Origin of the sequence: Sinorhizobium sp. B11 (assembly GCA_039725955.1) — a bacterium.
In the GTDB taxonomy this organism is placed as follows: domain Bacteria; phylum Pseudomonadota; class Alphaproteobacteria; order Rhizobiales; family Rhizobiaceae; genus Rhizobium.
Map to the genome: position 1 here is coordinate 1,458,390 of CP091034.1, position 18,091 is coordinate 1,476,480.

At 60.4% G+C, this 18,091-nt stretch carries 13 protein-coding genes, 1 tRNA gene and 1 pseudogene; 7 read left to right on the forward strand and 8 right to left on the reverse strand.

What is annotated here, in order from left to right; genetic code table 11:
* Nucleotides 1-27: 27 nt before the first annotated feature.
* On the reverse strand, nt 28-1,320 hold the full coding sequence (locus LVY75_17005) for a dihydroorotase (GenBank protein XAZ24885.1): 1,293 nt from the start codon (nt 1,318-1,320) through the stop codon (nt 28-30).
* Nucleotides 1,317-2,273, reverse strand: coding sequence for an aspartate carbamoyltransferase catalytic subunit (locus LVY75_17010; protein XAZ24886.1), 957 nt, complete (start codon nt 2,271-2,273; stop codon nt 1,317-1,319). The genes LVY75_17005 and LVY75_17010 overlap by 4 nt, the downstream gene beginning before the upstream one ends.
* Nucleotides 2,274-2,556: 283 nt before the next feature.
* On the opposite strand from LVY75_17010, the gene LVY75_17015 reads away from it, so the two are divergent.
* The gene (locus tag LVY75_17015; protein ID XAZ24887.1) at nt 2,557-4,215 is read left to right on the forward strand and encodes an acyl-CoA dehydrogenase family protein; all 1,659 of its coding nucleotides are present in this window, start codon (nt 2,557-2,559) and stop codon (nt 4,213-4,215) included.
* The gene (locus LVY75_17020; GenBank protein XAZ25744.1) at nt 4,215-4,832 is read left to right on the forward strand and encodes a GNAT family N-acetyltransferase; all 618 of its coding nucleotides are present in this window, start codon (nt 4,215-4,217) and stop codon (nt 4,830-4,832) included. Before LVY75_17015 ends, LVY75_17020 begins: the two co-directional genes overlap by 1 nt.
* 106 nt (nt 4,833-4,938) lie before the next feature.
* Here the strand turns inward: LVY75_17020 and LVY75_17025 are convergent, their stop codons facing one another.
* Entirely contained in the window at nt 4,939-7,791 is a 2,853-nt protein-coding gene (locus LVY75_17025) for a ribonuclease E/G (protein ID XAZ24888.1), read from the reverse strand.
* A gap of 631 nt (nt 7,792-8,422) precedes the next feature.
* Between LVY75_17025 and LVY75_17030 the strand changes: the two genes are divergently transcribed.
* The 3 genes and pseudogenes from LVY75_17030 (at nt 8,423) to prfB (ending at nt 13,644) form a co-directional block, all read left to right on the forward strand.
* The gene (locus LVY75_17030) at nt 8,423-9,673 is read left to right on the forward strand and encodes an N-acetylmuramoyl-L-alanine amidase (protein XAZ24889.1); all 1,251 of its coding nucleotides are present in this window, start codon (nt 8,423-8,425) and stop codon (nt 9,671-9,673) included.
* A 258-nt stretch (nt 9,674-9,931) separates the two neighbouring features.
* The gene (locus LVY75_17035) at nt 9,932-12,391 is read left to right on the forward strand and encodes a penicillin-binding protein 1A (protein XAZ24890.1); all 2,460 of its coding nucleotides are present in this window, start codon (nt 9,932-9,934) and stop codon (nt 12,389-12,391) included.
* 120 nt (nt 12,392-12,511) lie between these two features.
* Nucleotides 12,512-13,644, forward strand: a pseudogene (prfB, locus tag LVY75_17040) (peptide chain release factor 2).
* Nucleotides 13,645-13,824: 180 nt separating this feature from the next.
* Here prfB and LVY75_17045 read toward each other — a convergent pair.
* Entirely contained in the window at nt 13,825-14,355 is a 531-nt protein-coding gene (locus tag LVY75_17045; GenBank protein XAZ25745.1) for a hypothetical protein, read from the reverse strand.
* A gap of 4 nt (nt 14,356-14,359) precedes the next feature.
* Nucleotides 14,360-15,133 carry an NAD kinase gene (locus LVY75_17050; GenBank protein ID XAZ24891.1) on the reverse strand — a complete coding sequence of 258 codons (774 nt, stop codon included), beginning with the start codon at nt 15,131-15,133 and terminating at the stop codon, nt 14,360-14,362.
* Nucleotides 15,134-15,396: 263 nt separating this feature from the next.
* Here LVY75_17050 and LVY75_17055 point away from each other — a divergent pair.
* Nucleotides 15,397-15,472, forward strand: a tRNA-Thr gene (locus LVY75_17055).
* A gap of 653 nt (nt 15,473-16,125) precedes the next feature.
* Nucleotides 16,126-16,473, forward strand: coding sequence for a hypothetical protein (locus LVY75_17060; GenBank protein XAZ24892.1), 348 nt, complete (start codon nt 16,126-16,128; stop codon nt 16,471-16,473).
* A gap of 121 nt (nt 16,474-16,594) precedes the next feature.
* Here the strand turns inward: LVY75_17060 and LVY75_17065 are convergent, their stop codons facing one another.
* The 3 genes from LVY75_17065 to rlmB form a co-directional block, all read right to left on the reverse strand.
* A complete protein-coding gene (locus LVY75_17065; GenBank protein XAZ25889.1) occupies nt 16,595-16,738 on the reverse strand; it encodes a hypothetical protein in 144 nt (47 codons plus the stop codon).
* A 58-nt stretch (nt 16,739-16,796) separates the two neighbouring features.
* Nucleotides 16,797-16,955, reverse strand: coding sequence for a hypothetical protein (locus LVY75_17070; protein XAZ24893.1), 159 nt, complete (start codon nt 16,953-16,955; stop codon nt 16,797-16,799).
* Between the two features lie 185 nt (nt 16,956-17,140).
* A complete protein-coding gene (gene rlmB / locus LVY75_17075; GenBank protein XAZ24894.1) occupies nt 17,141-18,031 on the reverse strand; it encodes a 23S rRNA (guanosine(2251)-2'-O)-methyltransferase RlmB in 891 nt (296 codons plus the stop codon).
* Nucleotides 18,032-18,091: the final 60 nt, after the last annotated feature.

Consider the following 18,091-nt stretch of genomic DNA (forward strand, 5'->3'; position numbering starts at 1 on the left):
GACGAGAATCTGCCCTTAAGGCGGCCCTCAGTTCTGCAATCCGTAAACCAGCTTGCCCGCGACGTAAGTCGCAATCGCCCGCCCGCTGAATCGCGCATCCTCGAAAGGCGTGTTCTTCGAGCGGGAAAGAAGCATGTCCTTGGCGACAAGCCAAGGCTCCTCGATGTCGATGAGAGCGATATCGGCCTTGGCGCCTGGTTTCAGGGTGCCGGCATCAAGACCGAAGATCTGCGCCGGGCGCGTCGACATCGCATCGATCAGGCGCATCAGGCTGACCTGCTCGCTGTGATACAGGCGCAAGGCCGCCGCGAGCATGGTTTCGAGCCCGACAGCGCCATCTTCCGCTTCGCCGAAGGGCAGACGCTTGGTGTCGACATCCTGTGGATCGTGCGAGGACACGATGATATCGATCGCTCCCCTCGCCAGCGCGTCTGCCATGGCAACCCGGTCGTCCTCGGAGCGCAACGGCGGATAGAGCTTGAAGAAGGTGCGGTACTCGCCGATGTCGTTCTCGTTCAGCGCCAGATTGTTGATCGAGACGCCGCAGGTGACCTTGACGCCGCGCGAGCGGGCAAGCTCGATCGCCTCGACCGACTCCGGGACGGAGATCATGGCTGCATGGTAATTGCCGCGCGTCAGCTGGGCGATGCGCAGATCGCGTTCGAGCGGGATCACCTCCGCTTCCTTCGGAATGCCGGAGAGGCCGAGCCAGCTTGCAAGCAGGCCTTCATGCATGACACCGTTGGCGCCAAGATACTTGTCACGCGTGGCGCAGGAAATGACGGCGCCGAATTCGCGGGCATAGGTCATCACGCGGCGTAGCACCTGCGTATCGGAGATGCTGGAATGCGCATCGGTGAAGGCGACGGCGCCCGCCTGCATCAGCAGACCGAATTCCGTCATCTCCTCGCCGGAAAGACCCTTGGTGATGGCCGCTGCCGGATAGACGTTGATTATGGCCGTATCCCGCGCCGTCTTCTTGACGAACTCGACGAGCGCGATGTCGTCGATGACGGGATGGGTATCCGGCATCATGATGATGGATGTCACGCCGCCCGCTGCCGCAGCGCGGCTTGCCGAAGCGATCGTCTCGCGGTGTTCGCCGCCCGGTTCGCCGATATGGACGCGTGCGTCGACGAGGCCAGGCGTGGCGACGAGGCCGGTGCAATCGCGAACGGTAGCACCTTCGGGGGCACCCTGGTTCTGCGCCTCCTTGCCGGCTGCGACGATCAGGCCGTCCTTGACGATGATGGTGCCGACTTCATCGAGATTTCGGGAGGGATCAACGATGCGGACATTCTTGAGGACGAGATTGCTCATGCGCCCACTCCATCGGTGCGGGGTCCCTGGTTCTGGGAAACCAGCAGCGTCTCCATGACGGCCATGCGTACCGCGACCCCCATTTCCACCTGTTCGGCAATCACGCTCTGCGGGCCGTCCGCGACTTCGGAGGCGATTTCCACGCCGCGGTTCATCGGTCCTGGATGCATGACGAGCGCATCTTCCTTCGCCGCCTTCAGCGTTTCCGCGTCGAGGCCGTAGAAGTGATAATATTCGCGCACCGACGGCACGAAGGCGCCGGACATGCGCTCGCGCTGCAGCCGCAGCATCATCACCACATCCGCGTCCTTCAGCCCTTCCTTCATCGAATGAAAGACTTCGACGCCCATTTCCGCAATGCCGGCCGGCAGAAGGGTGGCAGGAGCGACAACACGCACCCTGGCGCCCATGGCGTTCAGAAGCAGGATGTTGGAGCGCGCCACGCGTGAATGCAGGACGTCGCCGCAGATTGCCACGATGATACGCGACAGCCGGCCTTTTGCGCGGCGGATCGTCAGCGCGTCGAGCAGCGCCTGTGTCGGGTGCTCGTGCTGGCCATCGCCGGCATTGACGACGGAGCAGGAAACCTTCTGAGCGAGAAGCGCTGCGGCACCGGCGCTGGAGTGGCGGATGATCAGGACGTCCGGCCGCATCGCGTTCAGCGTCATCGCCGTGTCGATCAGCGTCTCGCCCTTCTTCACAGAGGAATTGCCGACCGACATGTTCATCACGTCGGCGCCGAGGCGCTTGCCTGCGAGTTCAAAGGAGGCTTGCGTTCGTGTCGATGCCTCGAAGAAGAGGTTGATCTGCGTCAGTCCCCGAAGGGTCGACGTCTTTTTCTCTCTCTGTCGGCTGATCTTGACGGCTTCGTCAGCCTTGTCGAGAAGATAGGTAATATCCTGCTCGGTGAGGCCCTTGATGCCAATGAGGTGGCGGTGGGGGAAAAAGACCATGACCCTGCCTCTTCTTGTCTTCGCGGGGTCTATAAAGAGTGCGGGGGGAAGGGGCAAGCGCGTGCTGTGCGCAAATCCCATGTTCCCCATGCATTTTCCGTCGAATCCCGCTACTGCATGATTCCTTAAATCGGAATCGATTTATGGATAAAATTATGCAGCAATTTAAGGTGCTACAGCGTCCTTTGCGCGTCTGAAAAGAGGCGCGGCGCTGTAGAGCAGAAATCTGCGAATCACGAACTTCCGGTTTCCTTTTTCCGGGTCCATGAAATAGAAGCGAACAATGACCTCCGCAAACCGGACTGAAGACAAACTCGCCGAACTCAACCAGCCAAGCCTCTGGTCGGGAATCAATGCCTATAGATCCGATCCGCTGATCGTCGATCTGACTGCCACGCTGCCGCGCACCATCCGTGAAGACCTTGAAAACATGGGTCGTTTCGTGACCTCGCCGGAAGCGCAGGAGCTGGCGCGCATGGCAAACCAGGGCACGCCGCAGCTGCGCACCCATGGCCCGCGCGGCGAACGTCTTGATATCGTCGAATTCCACCCCGCCTGGCATGCGCTGATGCGCCGTTCCATGGCATCCGGCCTGCATTCTTCCGTCTGGGATCCGCAGGCCGATACGGAGGCCAAGGATCAGGCCCACCATATTCGCGCAGCCCGTTTCTACCTGACGGCGCAGCTTGAATCCGGCCATCTTTGCCCGTTGACGATGACGAGCGCATCCGTTGCCGCTCTCTCGGCCTCGCCTGCGGTGCAGAAGGACTGGGCGCCCAAGATCCTGTCGCGCAAATATGACTCGTCGAACCGTCCGGCCATGCAGAAGTCCGCCGTGACGATCGGCATGGGCATGACGGAGAAACAGGGCGGTACGGATGTTCGCGCCAACAAGACCGCCGCGGAAAAAGTGAGCGAAGGCATTTACCGGCTCTCCGGCCATAAATGGTTCATGTCCGCGCCGATGAGCGACGCCTTCATCATGCTGGCGCAGACCAAGGAGGGCATGGGCTGCTTCCTGGTGCCGCGGCTGCTGGAAGATGGTTCCGCCAACGGCCTGCAATTCCAGCGCCTGAAGGACAAGGTCGGCAACCGCTCGAATGCTTCGTCCGAAGTGGAGTTCACCGATACGTTCGGTTTCCTGCTCGGCGGTCCTGATGCCGGCATCCGTACCATCCTCGATATGGTGACGCTGACGCGGCTCGATTGCGCGCTTGCCTCCTCGGGCATCATGCGCGCATCGCTGGCCGAAGCCGTGCATCACACCCGCGGCCGCAGCGTTTTTGGCAAGATGCTGGTCAATCAGCCGATCATGACGCGGGTGCTCGCCGACATGGCGCTCGATGTTGCCGCCGCAACGGCTCTTTCCTTCCGCCTGGCCGATGCCTTCGACAAGGCGCGCGGCAATGCCGAAGATGCCGCCTATGCCCGCGTCATGACACCGGTCGCCAAATACTGGTGCTGCAAGATTGCCCCGTCGTTGATCTACGAGGCGATGGAATGCATCGGCGGCAGCGGTTACATCGAAGAACGCCCGATCGCCCGCCACTACCGCGAAGCGCCGGTCAATGCGATCTGGGAAGGTTCGGGCAACGTCATGGCGCTCGATGTGCTGCGTGTGCTGAACCGCGGCAAGGATCTGTTCGAGACGGTGTTTGCAGGTTTTGCGCGCGATCTTGGACCGGCCGGAAAGAAGACGATCGATGTGCTGCGCGCCGCGATCGCGCTTTGCGAACAGGATGAGGGCGCTGCCCGCCTGCTCGTCGAGCAGCTGGCGCTCGTTGCCGGCGCCGCCGAGCTCTATCGGCTCGGAGCAGGGCGCATTGCCGACGCGTTCATCGAGACCCGTCTGGCGGGCGGCTGGCGCTCGACCTACGGCATGCTCGATTCCCGTTTCGACGCCAGCTACATCGTCGATCTGCTTTACCCGCCAGCGGCTTGATACAGGTGTTTCGGAACGCACGGCGGGACGATCTCGATCAGATCTACGGCATTTCGCTTGCGACCGGCAATGGCGGTCAGGATGCGAGCCACCTCTACCGCGACGGCCGCCTGATCGGCCATATCTATTCTGCGCCCTATGTCGTGCTCAACCCGCAAGCGACCCTCGTTGCGGAGGATGAGATCGGAATCGCCGGCTACATCGTCGGCACCTACGATACAGCCGCCTTCGAAACGCGCCTTGAACGCGACTGGTGGCCGGCGCTGCGCGATCAACATGCCGATCCGGTCGGCGATCCCTCCGGATGGACGGCGGACGAGCGCCGCAGCTTTGCGATCCATCATCCACGCACCATGTGGGCTGAGGTCGTCACGGCCTACCCGGCCCATATTCACATGAACCTGATGCCACGCCTGCAGGGGCAGGGTGTCGGAAGCCGTCTTCTGGAGCATTGGATATCTGAAGCGCGTCAGGCAGGTGTGCGCGGCATTCACCTCGGCGTCAATGCCGACAACCAGGGCGGCCTGCGCTTCTGGTCCTCCCGCGGCTTCGAGCGTCTGCTCCCGCCGCTCGTTCCGGCATCGGAAGCCTCTGTCTGGTTCGGCCGCACGCTCTAAGTCTTTCCCTTTTGACCACAGGCTGAGCATTCGTCATCTGTGGCACAAAAAAATCCGGCTGCGTCGCCGCAGCCGGATCATGTCACTTATCGCCGAAAATCAGCGTTCAGAAGAAGCCGCGGCGCTGCCACCAGCCTGCCTTCTTCGGCTTGCCTTCACCTTCGGCTTCACCGTTATCGGTGCGGTTCGAGGTGACCGTCGGCTCAGAAGACGAGATATTGGATCCGCGGTTAGCGCGAGCCGGCTTGGCCTCTTCCTGAACAGGTTCGGCAAGATCTGCAGATGCTTCCGTCACTTCCGGCTCGGCTTCTGCTTCCACAGCCGCCGCTTCGATCACAGGCTCCTCGACCGGCGAAGGCGCAGCATCAGCCTTGCGGCGGCCGCGGCCCCGTCCGCGTGCCGGCTTGACCTCTTCGGCAACGCTCTCGCTGCCTTCGATAGCCGCCATGGCCGGCTGAGCATCGACAACGTCGATCGTAGCGACTTCGATTACTTCGGCTTCGGTCTCCGCGCTTTCCTCGGCTGCGGTGTCATCGCCTTCGTCGGCATCGCCGCCCTCGGAAGCAGCGCTCGTCTCCGCGCCTTCCTCGCCGCGGTTGCGACGACCGCCACGCTTGCCGCGACGGCGGCGCTTGCGGCGCTGGGAGTCGTCACCTTCGGCGCGGTCCTCCGCAGCACCTTCGGCGGCATCACTGTCGCCCTCGCTGCCTTCGTCCTCGCCCTCATCGCCATCGTCAGCTTCGCCGGAAACTGCATCTGCAGCAACCTGCTGCTCGGCATTGCCGTTGCGGCCGCGACGACGGCGGCGGCGCTTGCGCTTGCGTCCACCTTCGCCTTCGGCCTCTGCACGGGCAGCAGGACGTTCGGCGGCGGCAGGCTTTTCTTCCAACTCTTCGTCTTCCTCCTCGTCATGCTCGATAACGACATCGTCATCATCGTCATCGGGGATGGCTGCGAAGTTGAAGAGGCTTTCGATCTTGACCGGGTTTTCGACCGGCTCGCCGCGATCGATCGCGAAATGCTGCGCGCCGACCGAGCCATCCGCATCGATGATGATTGCCACACCGAAGCGGGCTTCATAATCGACGATCGTCTGGCGCTTGTGGTTGAGCAGGTAGAGCGCGATATCGGGCGTCGTGCGAACGGTGATATTGTGCGTCGTGTTCTTGAGCAGATATTCCTCGACGCCGCGCAGCACATGCAGCGCAACGGAAGACTGCGAACGAACGTGGCCGGTGCCGCCGCAATGCGAGCAGACCTGCGTCGTGGATTCAAGAACGGAAGCGCGGATGCGCTGGCGCGACATTTCCAGAAGCCCGAAATGCGAGATACGGCCGACCTGGATGCGGGCGCGGTCGTTCTTCAGGCATTCCTTCAGCTTCTTCTCGACAGCGCGGTTGTTGCGCTTCTCTTCCATGTCGATGAAGTCGATGACGATGAGACCGGCCAGGTCGCGCAGACGAAGCTGGCGGGCGACTTCGTCCGCTGCTTCGAGGTTCGTCTGGAGGGCGGTGTCCTCGATCGAGTGTTCGCGGGTCGAACGGCCGGAGTTGACGTCGATCGAAACCAGCGCTTCCGTCTGGTTCATGATCAGGTAGCCGCCGGACTTCAGCGTCACCTGCGGCTGCAGCATACGGTCGAGCTGCGCCTCGATGCCGGAGCGCGAGAAGATCGGGTGGAGATCGCGATAGGGCTGAACCACCTTGGCGTGGCTCGGCATCAGCATCTTCATGAAGTCTTTCGCTTCGCGATAGCCTTCTTCGCCGGAGACGATGATTTCACCGATATCCTTGTTGTAGAGGTCACGGATCGAGCGCTTGATGAGCGAGCCTTCCTCGTAGACGAGGCAGGGAGCCGTGGAGGCGAGCGTCAGCGTGCGGACGTTCTCCCACAGGCGCATCAGATATTCGAAGTCGCGCTTGACCTCGACCTTGGTACGGTTGGCACCGGCCGTTCGCAGGATCACACCCATGCCCTGCGGCACTTCCAGCATGCGGGCGATTTCCTTCAGCCGCTTGCGGTCCTGCGGGTTGGTGATCTTTCGGGAAATGCCGCCGCCGCGCGCCGTGTTCGGCATCAGGACCGAATAGCGGCCTGCGAGCGAGAGATAGGTGGTGAGGGCAGCACCCTTGTTGCCGCGCTCTTCCTTGGCGACCTGCACCAGCAGGATCTGGCGGCGCTTGATGACTTCCTGGATGCGGTATTGCTTGCGCGGCTTGCGCTGAACACGATCCGGAACCTCTTCCATCGCGTCTTCGGCGCCGACGGATTCGATGACTTCCTCTTCGCCATGGTCGTCGTCATCATCGTCGTCGTCATGACGACGCTTGGAAACGTCGACATCCTCAGAGATGGTGTCCGTTTCAACCATCGCGGCCATCTCGCCGCCGGTCGAACCTTCGTCATCGTTGTCGGCGACCGATGCTTCCGGCGCCGCTGCTTCTTCTGCAACCGGCTCGGCTGCCTTCTTGCGGCTGCGGCGGGCGCGGGGCTTCTTGGCCGGCGCTTCTTCGGCGACGGGTGCAGCCTCTTCGACGGGCGCAGCTACTTCTTCTGCAGCAACTGCCTCGGGCTGCTCGACCGGAACGATGCCGATATCGGGCTGATCCTGCGTCGAGAGATCGACGAGCGGGGCAGTCTCGACATGCTCGACATCCTCGTCGCGGCGATGCTCCTCCGCTTCGGCGCGAAGCAGGGCCTGGCGATCGGCCAGCGGTATCTGATAATAATCAGGGTGGATTTCGGCGAAGGCCAGGAAGCCGTGCCTGTTGCCGCCGTAATCGACGAAGGCTGCCTGCAGCGAGGGTTCGACCCTCGTTACCTTTGCAAGATAGATGTTGCCGCGGATTTGCTTCTTGTGCTGCGACTCGAAGTCAAATTCTTCTATGCGGTTCCCGCGAACGACAACGACGCGCGTCTCTTCCTCGTGAGACGCATCGATAAGCATTTTGTCTGCCATGTAAGCTGAGCTCCTCGGCGAGGCCGCGAGAGCGCATTCCCGACTGCTGTTGACACAGGAAGAATGCGGTCCGCCGTGGCCGCGCCGGATAATGAAAGTCGCGATTGGTGCGAGGGAGAAGGCAGCAGCCAGACCGCAGCCGAAACGATTTCGTTCCGGGGCCTGTACACTTCAGATAAAACCTGCTGCGAAACCATCAACAACCAAGCGTGATCGACAATGACAAAGACCCGTTTCGGGTCCGATGAGTTTGCTCCCTGAGAGCGTGGTGGCTGATCCACCGATGAAATCCCAGCACGAAGCCGGAAAATCAGGATCCAGTTCTCGAGTGGAAATGCGTTCGACGGCGGACGATTACCGGTTGTGGCGCCAGGTCCGGGGGCCGGCTGGCTGCCTTGCGGCGACTCTATCCCGTCAACACTTCTACCCTAAAATCCGTTGTATGTTTTCTCTGTCACAATAGCAAGGGAAAAGCCAAATGTGCCATAATATTGATGGATTTCGTATCGCATAAACTTGTCGGGGATAAACGATCCCGATTCGTGGGTCGGTGCGTATGCGCTCGCCTCTAGCGGGCGTCAGCGGGGACGGTGTAGGGTCCATCGCAGAATAAATAGGGTGTGGCGGGCTATTGTTTAAGAGGTTTCGGATCGCGGCGAAGGTGTCCGCAGGGCGAAAATTGGGTTTTGCAGCGGGGCTTTTCGGCTTCGCAGTGCTTTGCGCGGTTCCTGGAAGTGCCGCCGACGCGAAGAATCCCTTGCTGGCCTACGGAGCGCGTATCGTCGGCGACGATGCCAGAACCCGCATCGTCATCGATTTCGACCGCGAGCCCCGTTTTTCCGTGCATTATATCGCCAATCCTGAGCGCATCGTCGTCGACCTGCCGGCAACCGCTTTCGGCTTTCCGGCCAAAGATCTCGAGGCGCGCGGCCTCTTCAAGGACATCCGTTATGGCGCGATGGATGAAGGCAGCGCCCGCATCGTGTTGACGGCGGCACGTCCGGTCCAACTCGCCCTTGCCAAGGTGCAGACGGATGAGAGCGGCAATGGTCACAGGCTCGTTCTCGATGCCGAAATGATCGACAAGCAGAAATTCGCCGAGCTTGTTAAGACCCAGTCCTGGAGCGACAAGGCGGATGCGGCGGAGACGACGAGTGCCATTCCCCAGCCGGAAATGGCTGCACCCGGTGATTTCGTCATCGCCGTCGATGCCGGGCACGGCGGCATCGACACCGGCGCCATCGGCGTCGATACGAAGACAGAGGAAAAGCAGGTGACGCTTGCCTTCGCCAAGGCGCTGGCTGATCGCCTGAACAAGGAGCCGGGCATCAAGGCTTTCCTGACGCGCGACGACGACGAATTCCTGTCGCTCTCGCAGCGCGTGCTGATTGCCCGGCAGAACCATGCGGGCCTTTTCATTTCGCTGCACGCAGATACGCTGAAGCAGAAGGATATTCGCGGCGCGACGGTCTACACGATTTCAGACAAGGCTTCGGACAAGCTCGCCGCCGATCTTGCCGAACGCGAAAACCTGTCGGACCAGATCGCCGGCAAGGAAACGACCGCCGAACCGCCTGAGGTCGCCGATATTCTGCTGGACCTGACGCGGCGCGAGACGCAGGCCTTTTCGATTTCGCTCGCCGAAAGCGTGCTTGCCTCTTTCAAGGATCAGGTTGGCACGATCAACAATCCACACCGTCACGCGGGCTTCCGGGTGCTGCAGGCGCCGGACGTTCCATCGATCCTGCTCGAGCTCGGCTTCCTCTCCAATGTCGAAGACGAAAAACGCCTGCTCGATGATGCCTGGCGGTTGAAGATGGCCGATCTCCTGGCCGATGCGGTGAAGCGCTACCGCACGGGCCTGATGGCGAATGGCGGGTAAACCGGGCGTTGCCCGGAAGTGACACTCGCGCCTAAACCGGAGCCCTTGCGGAAAGGGGAGCGGAAAGTGGCAGGACGGGCCCTATTTTGCTCACATTCGCGCCGTTACTCCGATCTATATGTTTCGCGCAAGTGAGACGAAATCGGCTTGTAGCGCCAGCGCGCATGGAGTAAGCCGCGCAACGTGCAAAGAGACATGATCTGTGCGATTGTGCGGCTGCGCCGATCTAATGATTAGAAATACCGGTAGCTGAAAAATATGGTTAGACTTCTTGGATATTTCTTCGGGATAGCATGCGTCCTGTTCCTGGGCGCTGCGGCGGTTGTTGCCGTCTACATTGCGAATGTCGCGAAGGATCTTCCTGACTATGCTGTGCTCAACAGCTATGCCCCGCCGGTCACCACCCGCGTCCACGCGGGTAACGGTGCGCTCATGGCCGAATACGCCAAGGAAAAGCGCCTCTTCCTGCCGATCCAGGCTATCCCGGACCGCGTCAAGGCTGCTTTCCTCTCGGCCGAAGACAAGAACTTCTACAACCATCCCGGCGTCGATCTGACCGGTCTTGGCCGTGCCATCCTCGTCAACCTTCAGAATTTCGGCTCCGGCCGCCGCCCGGTCGGTGCATCGACGATTACCCAGCAGGTGGCAAAGAACTTCCTTCTGACCTCCGACCAGACGATCGACCGCAAGATCAAGGAAGCGATCCTGTCCTTCCGCATCGAACAGGCCTACAGCAAGGACAAGATCCTCGAGCTTTACCTCAACGAGATCTTTTTCGGTCTGAACTCCTACGGTATCGGCAGTGCCTCGCTCACCTATTTCAACAAGTCGGTCACCGAACTGACGATCGCCGAATCTGCCTATCTCGCATCGCTGCCGAAGGGGCCGGCCAACTATCATCCCTTCCGCCATCCGGATGCAGCACTTGAGCGCCGCAACTGGGTCATCGACCGCATGGTCGAGAACGGTTATGTGAGCCAGAGCGACGGCGAGGATGCCAAGAAGCAGCCGCTCGGCGTCACCGCCCGCAACAGCGGACCGTCTCTTTTTGCTTCCGATTATTTCGCCGAGGCTGTCCGTCGCCAGCTCATCGACCAGTATGGCGAGAAGTCGCTCTACGAGGGTGGCCTCTCGGTGCGCACGTCGCTCGATCCGCAGATGCAGCTCTTTGCGCGCAAGGCGCTGCAGGACGGCCTGACCAATTACGACGAGCGTCGCGGTTTCCATGGACCGGTCAAACAGATCAGCATGTCGGGTGATTGGGGTCCGGCGCTCGCCGAAGTGCCCGCTCTTTCGGACGTGCCGGAATGGCGCCTGGCAGTCGTGCTCGCTGTTTCCAGTGACAGCGTCGATATCGGCCTCCAGCCGCCCAAGGATGGCGGCGGCAAGGTCGCAGCCCAACGCGAGCGTGGTTCGATTGCAGCCAAGGATATGCAGTGGGCATTCCGCTCCGCCGCCGGCGACCGCAAGACGACGAAGTCGCCGGTCGGCGTCGTCTCGGCCGGAGATGTCGTCTACGTCGAGCGCCTCGGCGGCGACAATTCGACCTCCTATCGTCTGCGCCAGCCGCCGAAGGTGCAGGGTGGTCTTGTCGCCATGGATCCGAAGACCGGCCGCGTTCTTGCCATGGTCGGCGGCTTTTCCTATGCCCAGTCGGAATTCAACCGCGCCACGCAGGCGATGCGCCAGCCGGGGTCCTCCTTCAAGCCCTTCGTTTATGCCGCTGCCATGGACAACGGCTACACGCCGGCCTCGGTCATCATGGACGCGCCGATCGAGATCGTTTCGGGCGGTCAGGTCTGGAAGCCGGAAAACTACGGCGGCGAAGTCGGCGGCCCCTCGACGCTGCGCTCCGGTATCGAGAATTCGCGCAACCTGATGACGGTGCGCCTCGCCAATGACCTCGGCATGAACATCGTTGCCGAATATGCCGAACGTTTCGGCGTCTACGACAAGATGCCGCCGCTGCTCGCCATGTCGCTCGGCTCGGGCGAAACGACGGTGCTGCGCATGGTCTCGGCTTATTCGGTCATTGCCAATGGCGGCAAGCAGATCAAGCCGACCCTGATCGACCGCATCCAGGACCGCTATGGCAAGACGATCTTCAAGCATGAAGAGCGTCTCTGCGAAGGCTGCAATGCCGGCGACTGGCAGAACCAGGAAGAACCCAACATCGTCGACAACCGCGAGCAAGTTCTCGATCCGATGACCTCCTACCAGATCACCTCGATGATGCAGGGCGTCATCCAGCGCGGTACGGCTGCTGGCAAGATCGATCTCTCCGACCGTGACGTCGCCGGCAAGACCGGTACGACCAACGATGAAAAGGACGCCTGGTTCGTCGGCTTCACGCCGGATCTGGTGGCGGGCCTCTATCTCGGCTTCGATACGCCGGCACCGCTCGGACGCGGCGGTACGGGTGGCGTTCTCTCGGCACCGATCTTCAATGAATTCATGCAGGCGGCCGTCAAGGACATGCCGCAATCCAAATTTGTGGTCCCGGCCGGCATGAACATGATCGCGATCAACCGCAAGACCGGCATGGCTGCTGCCGATGGCGAGCCAGGCACCATCATCGAAGCCTTCAAGCCGGGCACCGGCCCGGCTGACAGCTTCTCTGTCATCGGCATGGACGGCACGATGGCGCCGGAAGAAATCCTGCGTACGTCGCCCCAGGCAAACCAGGCGGTGCAGACCAACACGCCCGGCCTGTTCTGATCGAGACCGATTGCCTTTGCGCCCGCCACGGCTCTTTACATCCGCGGCGGGCGTCTCTATGTCACCAGCCTTGCAGAATACCCCGGCACTCACAGAATACCGAAGCAAAGAAGCAGGAAAATGCGAGCGGAAATCCAGAACGTAGTCGATGAAACCAAGCAGGCTATCACCCTGCTGAGGAGGCATCTTTGACTGGGACCAAGCGGTAAGACGACTGGACTGGTTGAATAACAAGGCAGAGGACCCCAACCTCTGGAACGATGCGCAGGAAGCCCAGAAGCTGATGCGCGAGCGTCAACAGCTCGATGACGGCATCAATGGCGTCAAGGCGCTGGAACAGCAGCTTTCCGACAATGTCGAGCTCATCGATCTCGGGGAAGAAGAAGGCGACGAAAGCATCGTCAAGGAAGCTGAGGCCGCGCTGAAAAGCTTGCAGGCCGAGGCGGCCCGCCGACAGGTCGAAGCCATGCTGTCAGGCGAGGCCGATGGCAACGACACCTATCTGGAAGTCCATTCCGGCGCAGGCGGCACGGAAAGCCAGGACTGGGCGAACATGCTTCTGCGCATGTACACTCGCTGGGCCGAGCGCCAGCGCTTCAAGGTCGAGCTATTGGAAGTGCATGACGGCGAAGAGGCCGGCATCAAGTCCGCAACGCTGCTCGTAAAGGGCCACAACGCCTATGGCTGGCTGAAGACCGAATCGGGCGTGCACCGTCTGGTGCGCATCTCGCCTTACGACAGCAATGCACGCCGCCACACGTCCTTCTCGTCGATTTGGGTTTATCCCGTCGTTGATGACTCGATCCAGATCGAGATCAACGAAAGTGATTGCCGTATCGACACCTACCGTTCGTCGGGCGCTGGCGGCCAGCACGTCAACACGACAGACTCGGCCGTGCGCATCACGCATATACCGACAGGCATCGTCGTGCAGTGTCAGCAGGAGCGTTCGCAGCACAAGAAATCGCGCCAAGGCCTGGGACATGCTGCGCGCCCGCATGTACGAAGCGGAGCTGAAGAAACGCGAGGACGCCGCCAACGCCGAAGCCGCTTCCAAGACGGATATCGGCTGGGGCCACCAGATCCGCTCCTACGTTCTGCAGCCCTACCAGCTCGTCAAGGACTTGCGCACCGGCGTTGCGAGCACCGCTCCCGACGACGTGCTCGATGGCGATCTGAACGAGTTCATGGAAGCAGCACTCGCTCACCGCATCAGCGGGGCAGCCGATGCGGTCGTCGACGACGTCGACTAAACTGCAAAATCATATTGAGCTAGGAAGCCCCGGAAACGGGGCTTTTCTATTTTCAGATACCCGCTGAAATGTCCATTCCGTGAACGAACGTCTCCCGATAGCCCAGTCGCGTCTCGTCGTGGAGTGGGTCTTCTCGAAAGCCAGGTTTAACGGCTTAGCCCCGATGAATAGTCCGCGACCTCAGTTGGTCGCCTTCTCCACGGTAATGTCCCCAAACTCGTCGATCAGCACTGTCCAGCCGTCGGGCTCGGCAGCCGGATCGGTCTTCAGATAGACGGTGGCGAAAAGGCCGGGTTCCTTGATGAAGCCGCTCGAATTTTCGGGCCGGATGTCAGTGATATAGGGCTTGAGATCGCTGATTTCCTGCAGTTCGACCGTCGAAAGAATGGCAGGTCCGTCGTCTATCTGCGCGATCTGCTGCAGAAAGACCCTTGAGGTCTTGTCCGCCTGACGCACGGCAAAAAGCTTGTAATAGCCGTGCCGCTGCTCCGGCTTGGCAGCCTCGCCGCTCACATTTTGTGCGCTGACGCTTTGCGTGGTTGTCGGGGCACGTTCGACCGGCAGCGAATTGCCGTCATCCTCCCAATAGCCGGTACTGGTCGCGAAGATGATCGAGGCCGGGAGAATGTCGTCATGAACGGTCTGCGCCTCGGCGGCGACCGACCATCCCGAAACGAGGAGCGCCATTATCACTGCTTGCCGCATCGCCATCATTTCAATCCTCGAACTGTTCTGCCAGAATCCGGTCGGACCAGGAGCGGTCAGGATCGGAAAGGATGCGTGCCGTCATATCTTCGGACTGGGCGATGCGCACCTGGAGTATGGATTTGATCTCCGTATTGTCGGCGACCGCGTTCACCGGCCGCTTCTCGGCTTCCAAAATATGGATGTCGACGGTCACCCGGTTGGGAAGCAGCGCTCCGCGCCAGCGCCGCGGCCGGAAGGCGCTCACGGGCGTCATGGCGAGAAGAGGCGCGTCAAGCGGCAGGATCGGGCCGTGGGCCGAAAGATTGTAGGCCGTCGAGCCCGCGGGCGTTGCCACCATCAACCCATCGCAGATCAATTCCTCCAATCGCACGTGTCCGTCGATTTCCACCCTGAGCTTCGCTGCCTGATAGGATTGCCGGAAAAGATAGACCTCGTTGATTGCAAGCGCCGAGGACTTGCTGCCGTCGGCATTGGATGTCGTCATCTTCAGCGGATGAAAGGCATTCTCGACAGCGGCACAGATGCGGTCATGCAGGTCGGAAGTCTTGTAGTCGTTCATAAGAAAGCCGACCGAGCCGCAATTCATGCCGTAGACGAGTTTGCCGCTGTTCATCGTGCTGTGCAGCGTCTGAAGCATGAAGCCGTCGCCGCCGAGCGCAACGATGACATCGGCCTCGTTCGCAGGCACGTCGCCATAAAGGCGAATCAATTCGTCTCGCGCGGCGAGTGCTTCCGTGGTCGGCGAGGCGATAAAAGAAAGCGTCTGAAATGAACGGCCCATGCAATGCCCTTTGTTATGCTGCTCTAGCTAAAGGATAAAGGGCTTGTACGACAAGACGTTTTGCGTTGCGGGCGAAGTTCGGATGATCTTGGGCTCCCGTAAATCGCCGGACGATTCGAAGGACCAACAGGTCCATATCCAGGCCTCGCAGGCTTTTCCCAACCAGTGCATTGATCGGCAGCCGCTGTGGATAGCGTCAAAGGACAGCCGGAAAGGGCAAATTTTCTTTACAAAAGATCAGAATCTGCTACTTCGCACGCATTGCCCTTGTAGCTCAGTTGGTAGAGCACCTGATTTGTAATCAGGGGGTCGCGGGTTCGAACCCTGCCGGGGGCACCATACAATCGCAAGCGATATCAAACGCTTAATCAGAAACCCGCCCGTCTGAGGCGATTTTTTTGTGCGCAAATTATTTCGAGAACTACCGTGTTTTCCGGGCTTTCGCCGATGCAGCTGTGATTCCTCAGGAACGAGGGATGTCGTCGCAGGTGGCCCTGCTTTATCGATTCGAACGGAAACGGTACTGGCGTCAAGTTTCGCGATGCGACCGGAACACTTCAGTAGCTGCAAGACAGCGCGTTGGTGGGCCTGAACCCGTGGGCGCAGGCGGGATTGACGGAAGTCCTGGGCTGATATTGGAAATCGGGGCGATTTGTAGCCGGGTGTGTCGTGCAGGACGAAGCGAGTATGCTCACGCCGATCAGTGCGGCGCTAACTATGAGTGTCCGGAATCTACTCTTCATGATTACCTTCCCTGACAACGCACCGGAATGGAAAATGTCGCTATACCGGACATAGGCAAGGGGCGTGGCGCAAAATGACCGCTCCATTTCGCTTCAACAGCTTCTAACGGCGGCCTATCAATAAACAAGCGCGGGGGCACCAGCTTTAAAAGGCCATTCCACTACATGAACGGAGACTGAAGGCTCGCTTCAGCAGCAATTCAGGGACATCAGGCCATTCTCGCTTCATCAGAAACGAGGAAGTGAGCCATGAGGATCTCCAGTCTTCTCCTAGCAGCCGCCCTTTCGGCCGGTACTTTGTTTTCCGCTGTAGCTCCGGCTGCGGCCATCCCTCTCGAGCGTTCGGCAGTCGCTCAACAGGGCGATATTATCCAGGTCCGCGGCGGCGATCGGGATTGGGGTGACCGCGATCGGGGTGATCGCGATTGGGGCGATCGCCGTGACTGGCGAGAGCGCCGTGACTGGCGTGAGCGTCGCTACTGGCGCCCGGCCTGGGGCTATGAACGCCGCTGGAACCCATGGCGGGAAGAGCGTTGGCGCGAGCGTCACGAGTGGCGGCGCCACCATGGTGGACCCTATTGGCTCTACCGGAGCTGATCGCTAACCGAGAAAGTAATTCCAGCTCCAGAAAAATCCCGCCGCAATTTCTTGCCGCGGGATTTTTATTTGATCGGTTCAGACGCATTGTCTGCGCCTTGTCCGATGAGACGATGCGCAGTCACTTTTGCGCGGGTTCGTTCACGCTTGATTCGATCTTCGTACCATTGCCGGTCTGCCCCGCACCGGACGGTGACATCATTGCGATGCTGAGAACGGAGGCAATCATGACGACAACGACGGCAATCATCAGGCGCATGGACATTGAATCCCTGTTTGTCTGCGGGGATTAACGTCTGACCGCTTTACCGGTTCCGGATCTGCTATTGCACGGATGGAGGAGGATTGGATGGCGTCGTCGATGGTGCCAGGGGATCGGGTTGGCGGATAGGGTGCGACTTGTCCACCCAGATGATGCTCAAAATGACCATGACGAAGACCGCGATGAAGAGAACGCCGAAGATCAGCGGTCGAAATGCCATAATGCGGATTTCCTTTTTACCGACGCCCCGAGGGTAAAATGCGTCGCCGATCTTAGCGACCGGCGCGCTCTTTCCAAGGCCCAATATGGACCATGAGGGCAGGTGTTCAACCGCGATGGCCCGCCAAGCAGGCCTCCGCTCTCAATTGACTGCGCGTGATACAACGGAAACCTGTCGGCTGCCGCCTACGCTTTCAGGTGCAGCCTTGCCGCATAAAGGGCAATCGCCGCGGCATTCGATACGTTCAGCGATTTGATGGCGCCGGGCATATCGAGCCGTGCGAGCGCGTTGACCGTCTCCCGCGTCTTCTGCCGCAGGCCCTTACCTTCCGAGCCGAGAACCAGCGCGATTCTGTCGCCCGAAAAAGTGCCTTCTAGCGCTGCCGGTCCTTCCGAATCGAGCCCGATCGTGAAGAAGCCGAGCTTGTGCAACTCGCCGAGCGCATCCGAGAGATTGGTGATCTGTATATAAGGTATGAGCTCCAGCGCGCCGGAAGCCGATTTGGCGAGCACGCCCGATTCGGTGGGGCTGTGTCTCTGGGTGGTGATAACGGCACCTGCATTGAAGGCGACGGCCGAACGCATGATGGCGCCGACATTGTGCGGATCGGTCACCTGATCGAGCACGAGAAGCAATGGGCTGTTTTTCAGTGCTTCCAACCGTCGGACGGGCAGGGGGCGCGTTTCGAGCATTACTCCCTGATGGATCGCCTCCGGGCCGAGCACCTTGTCGATATCTTGAGGAGAAACCATTTCGAGCGGAATGCCGATCGTCTCCGGATCGATCTCCAGCCGCGCCAGAGCATTCTGTGTTACCGACAGCTTGATGTTCTTGCGTTCAGGGTTTTCGAGCGCGGCGCGAACGGTATGAAGGCCGTAGAGGAAGACCTGGTCGGGAGCCAATGCGGGCGGTTTCCAGTCGTCTCCACCACGCTTGCGTTTCTGTGGCGCGGGTGTCGGGATTTCACCGCGTTCGCGCTTGCCGTCGCGATGCGCGCGTCGCAAGGTTGCGTAATGCGTGTCCTTTGCGGACTTGTCGGTGGCGGGCTTGTCGCCGGATTTGTTATCTTTGCTCATGCGGCTTTATAACGATGGCGCCTGTTGCCGCATAGGCTTTCTTTCATGTGCCGGCTTTCA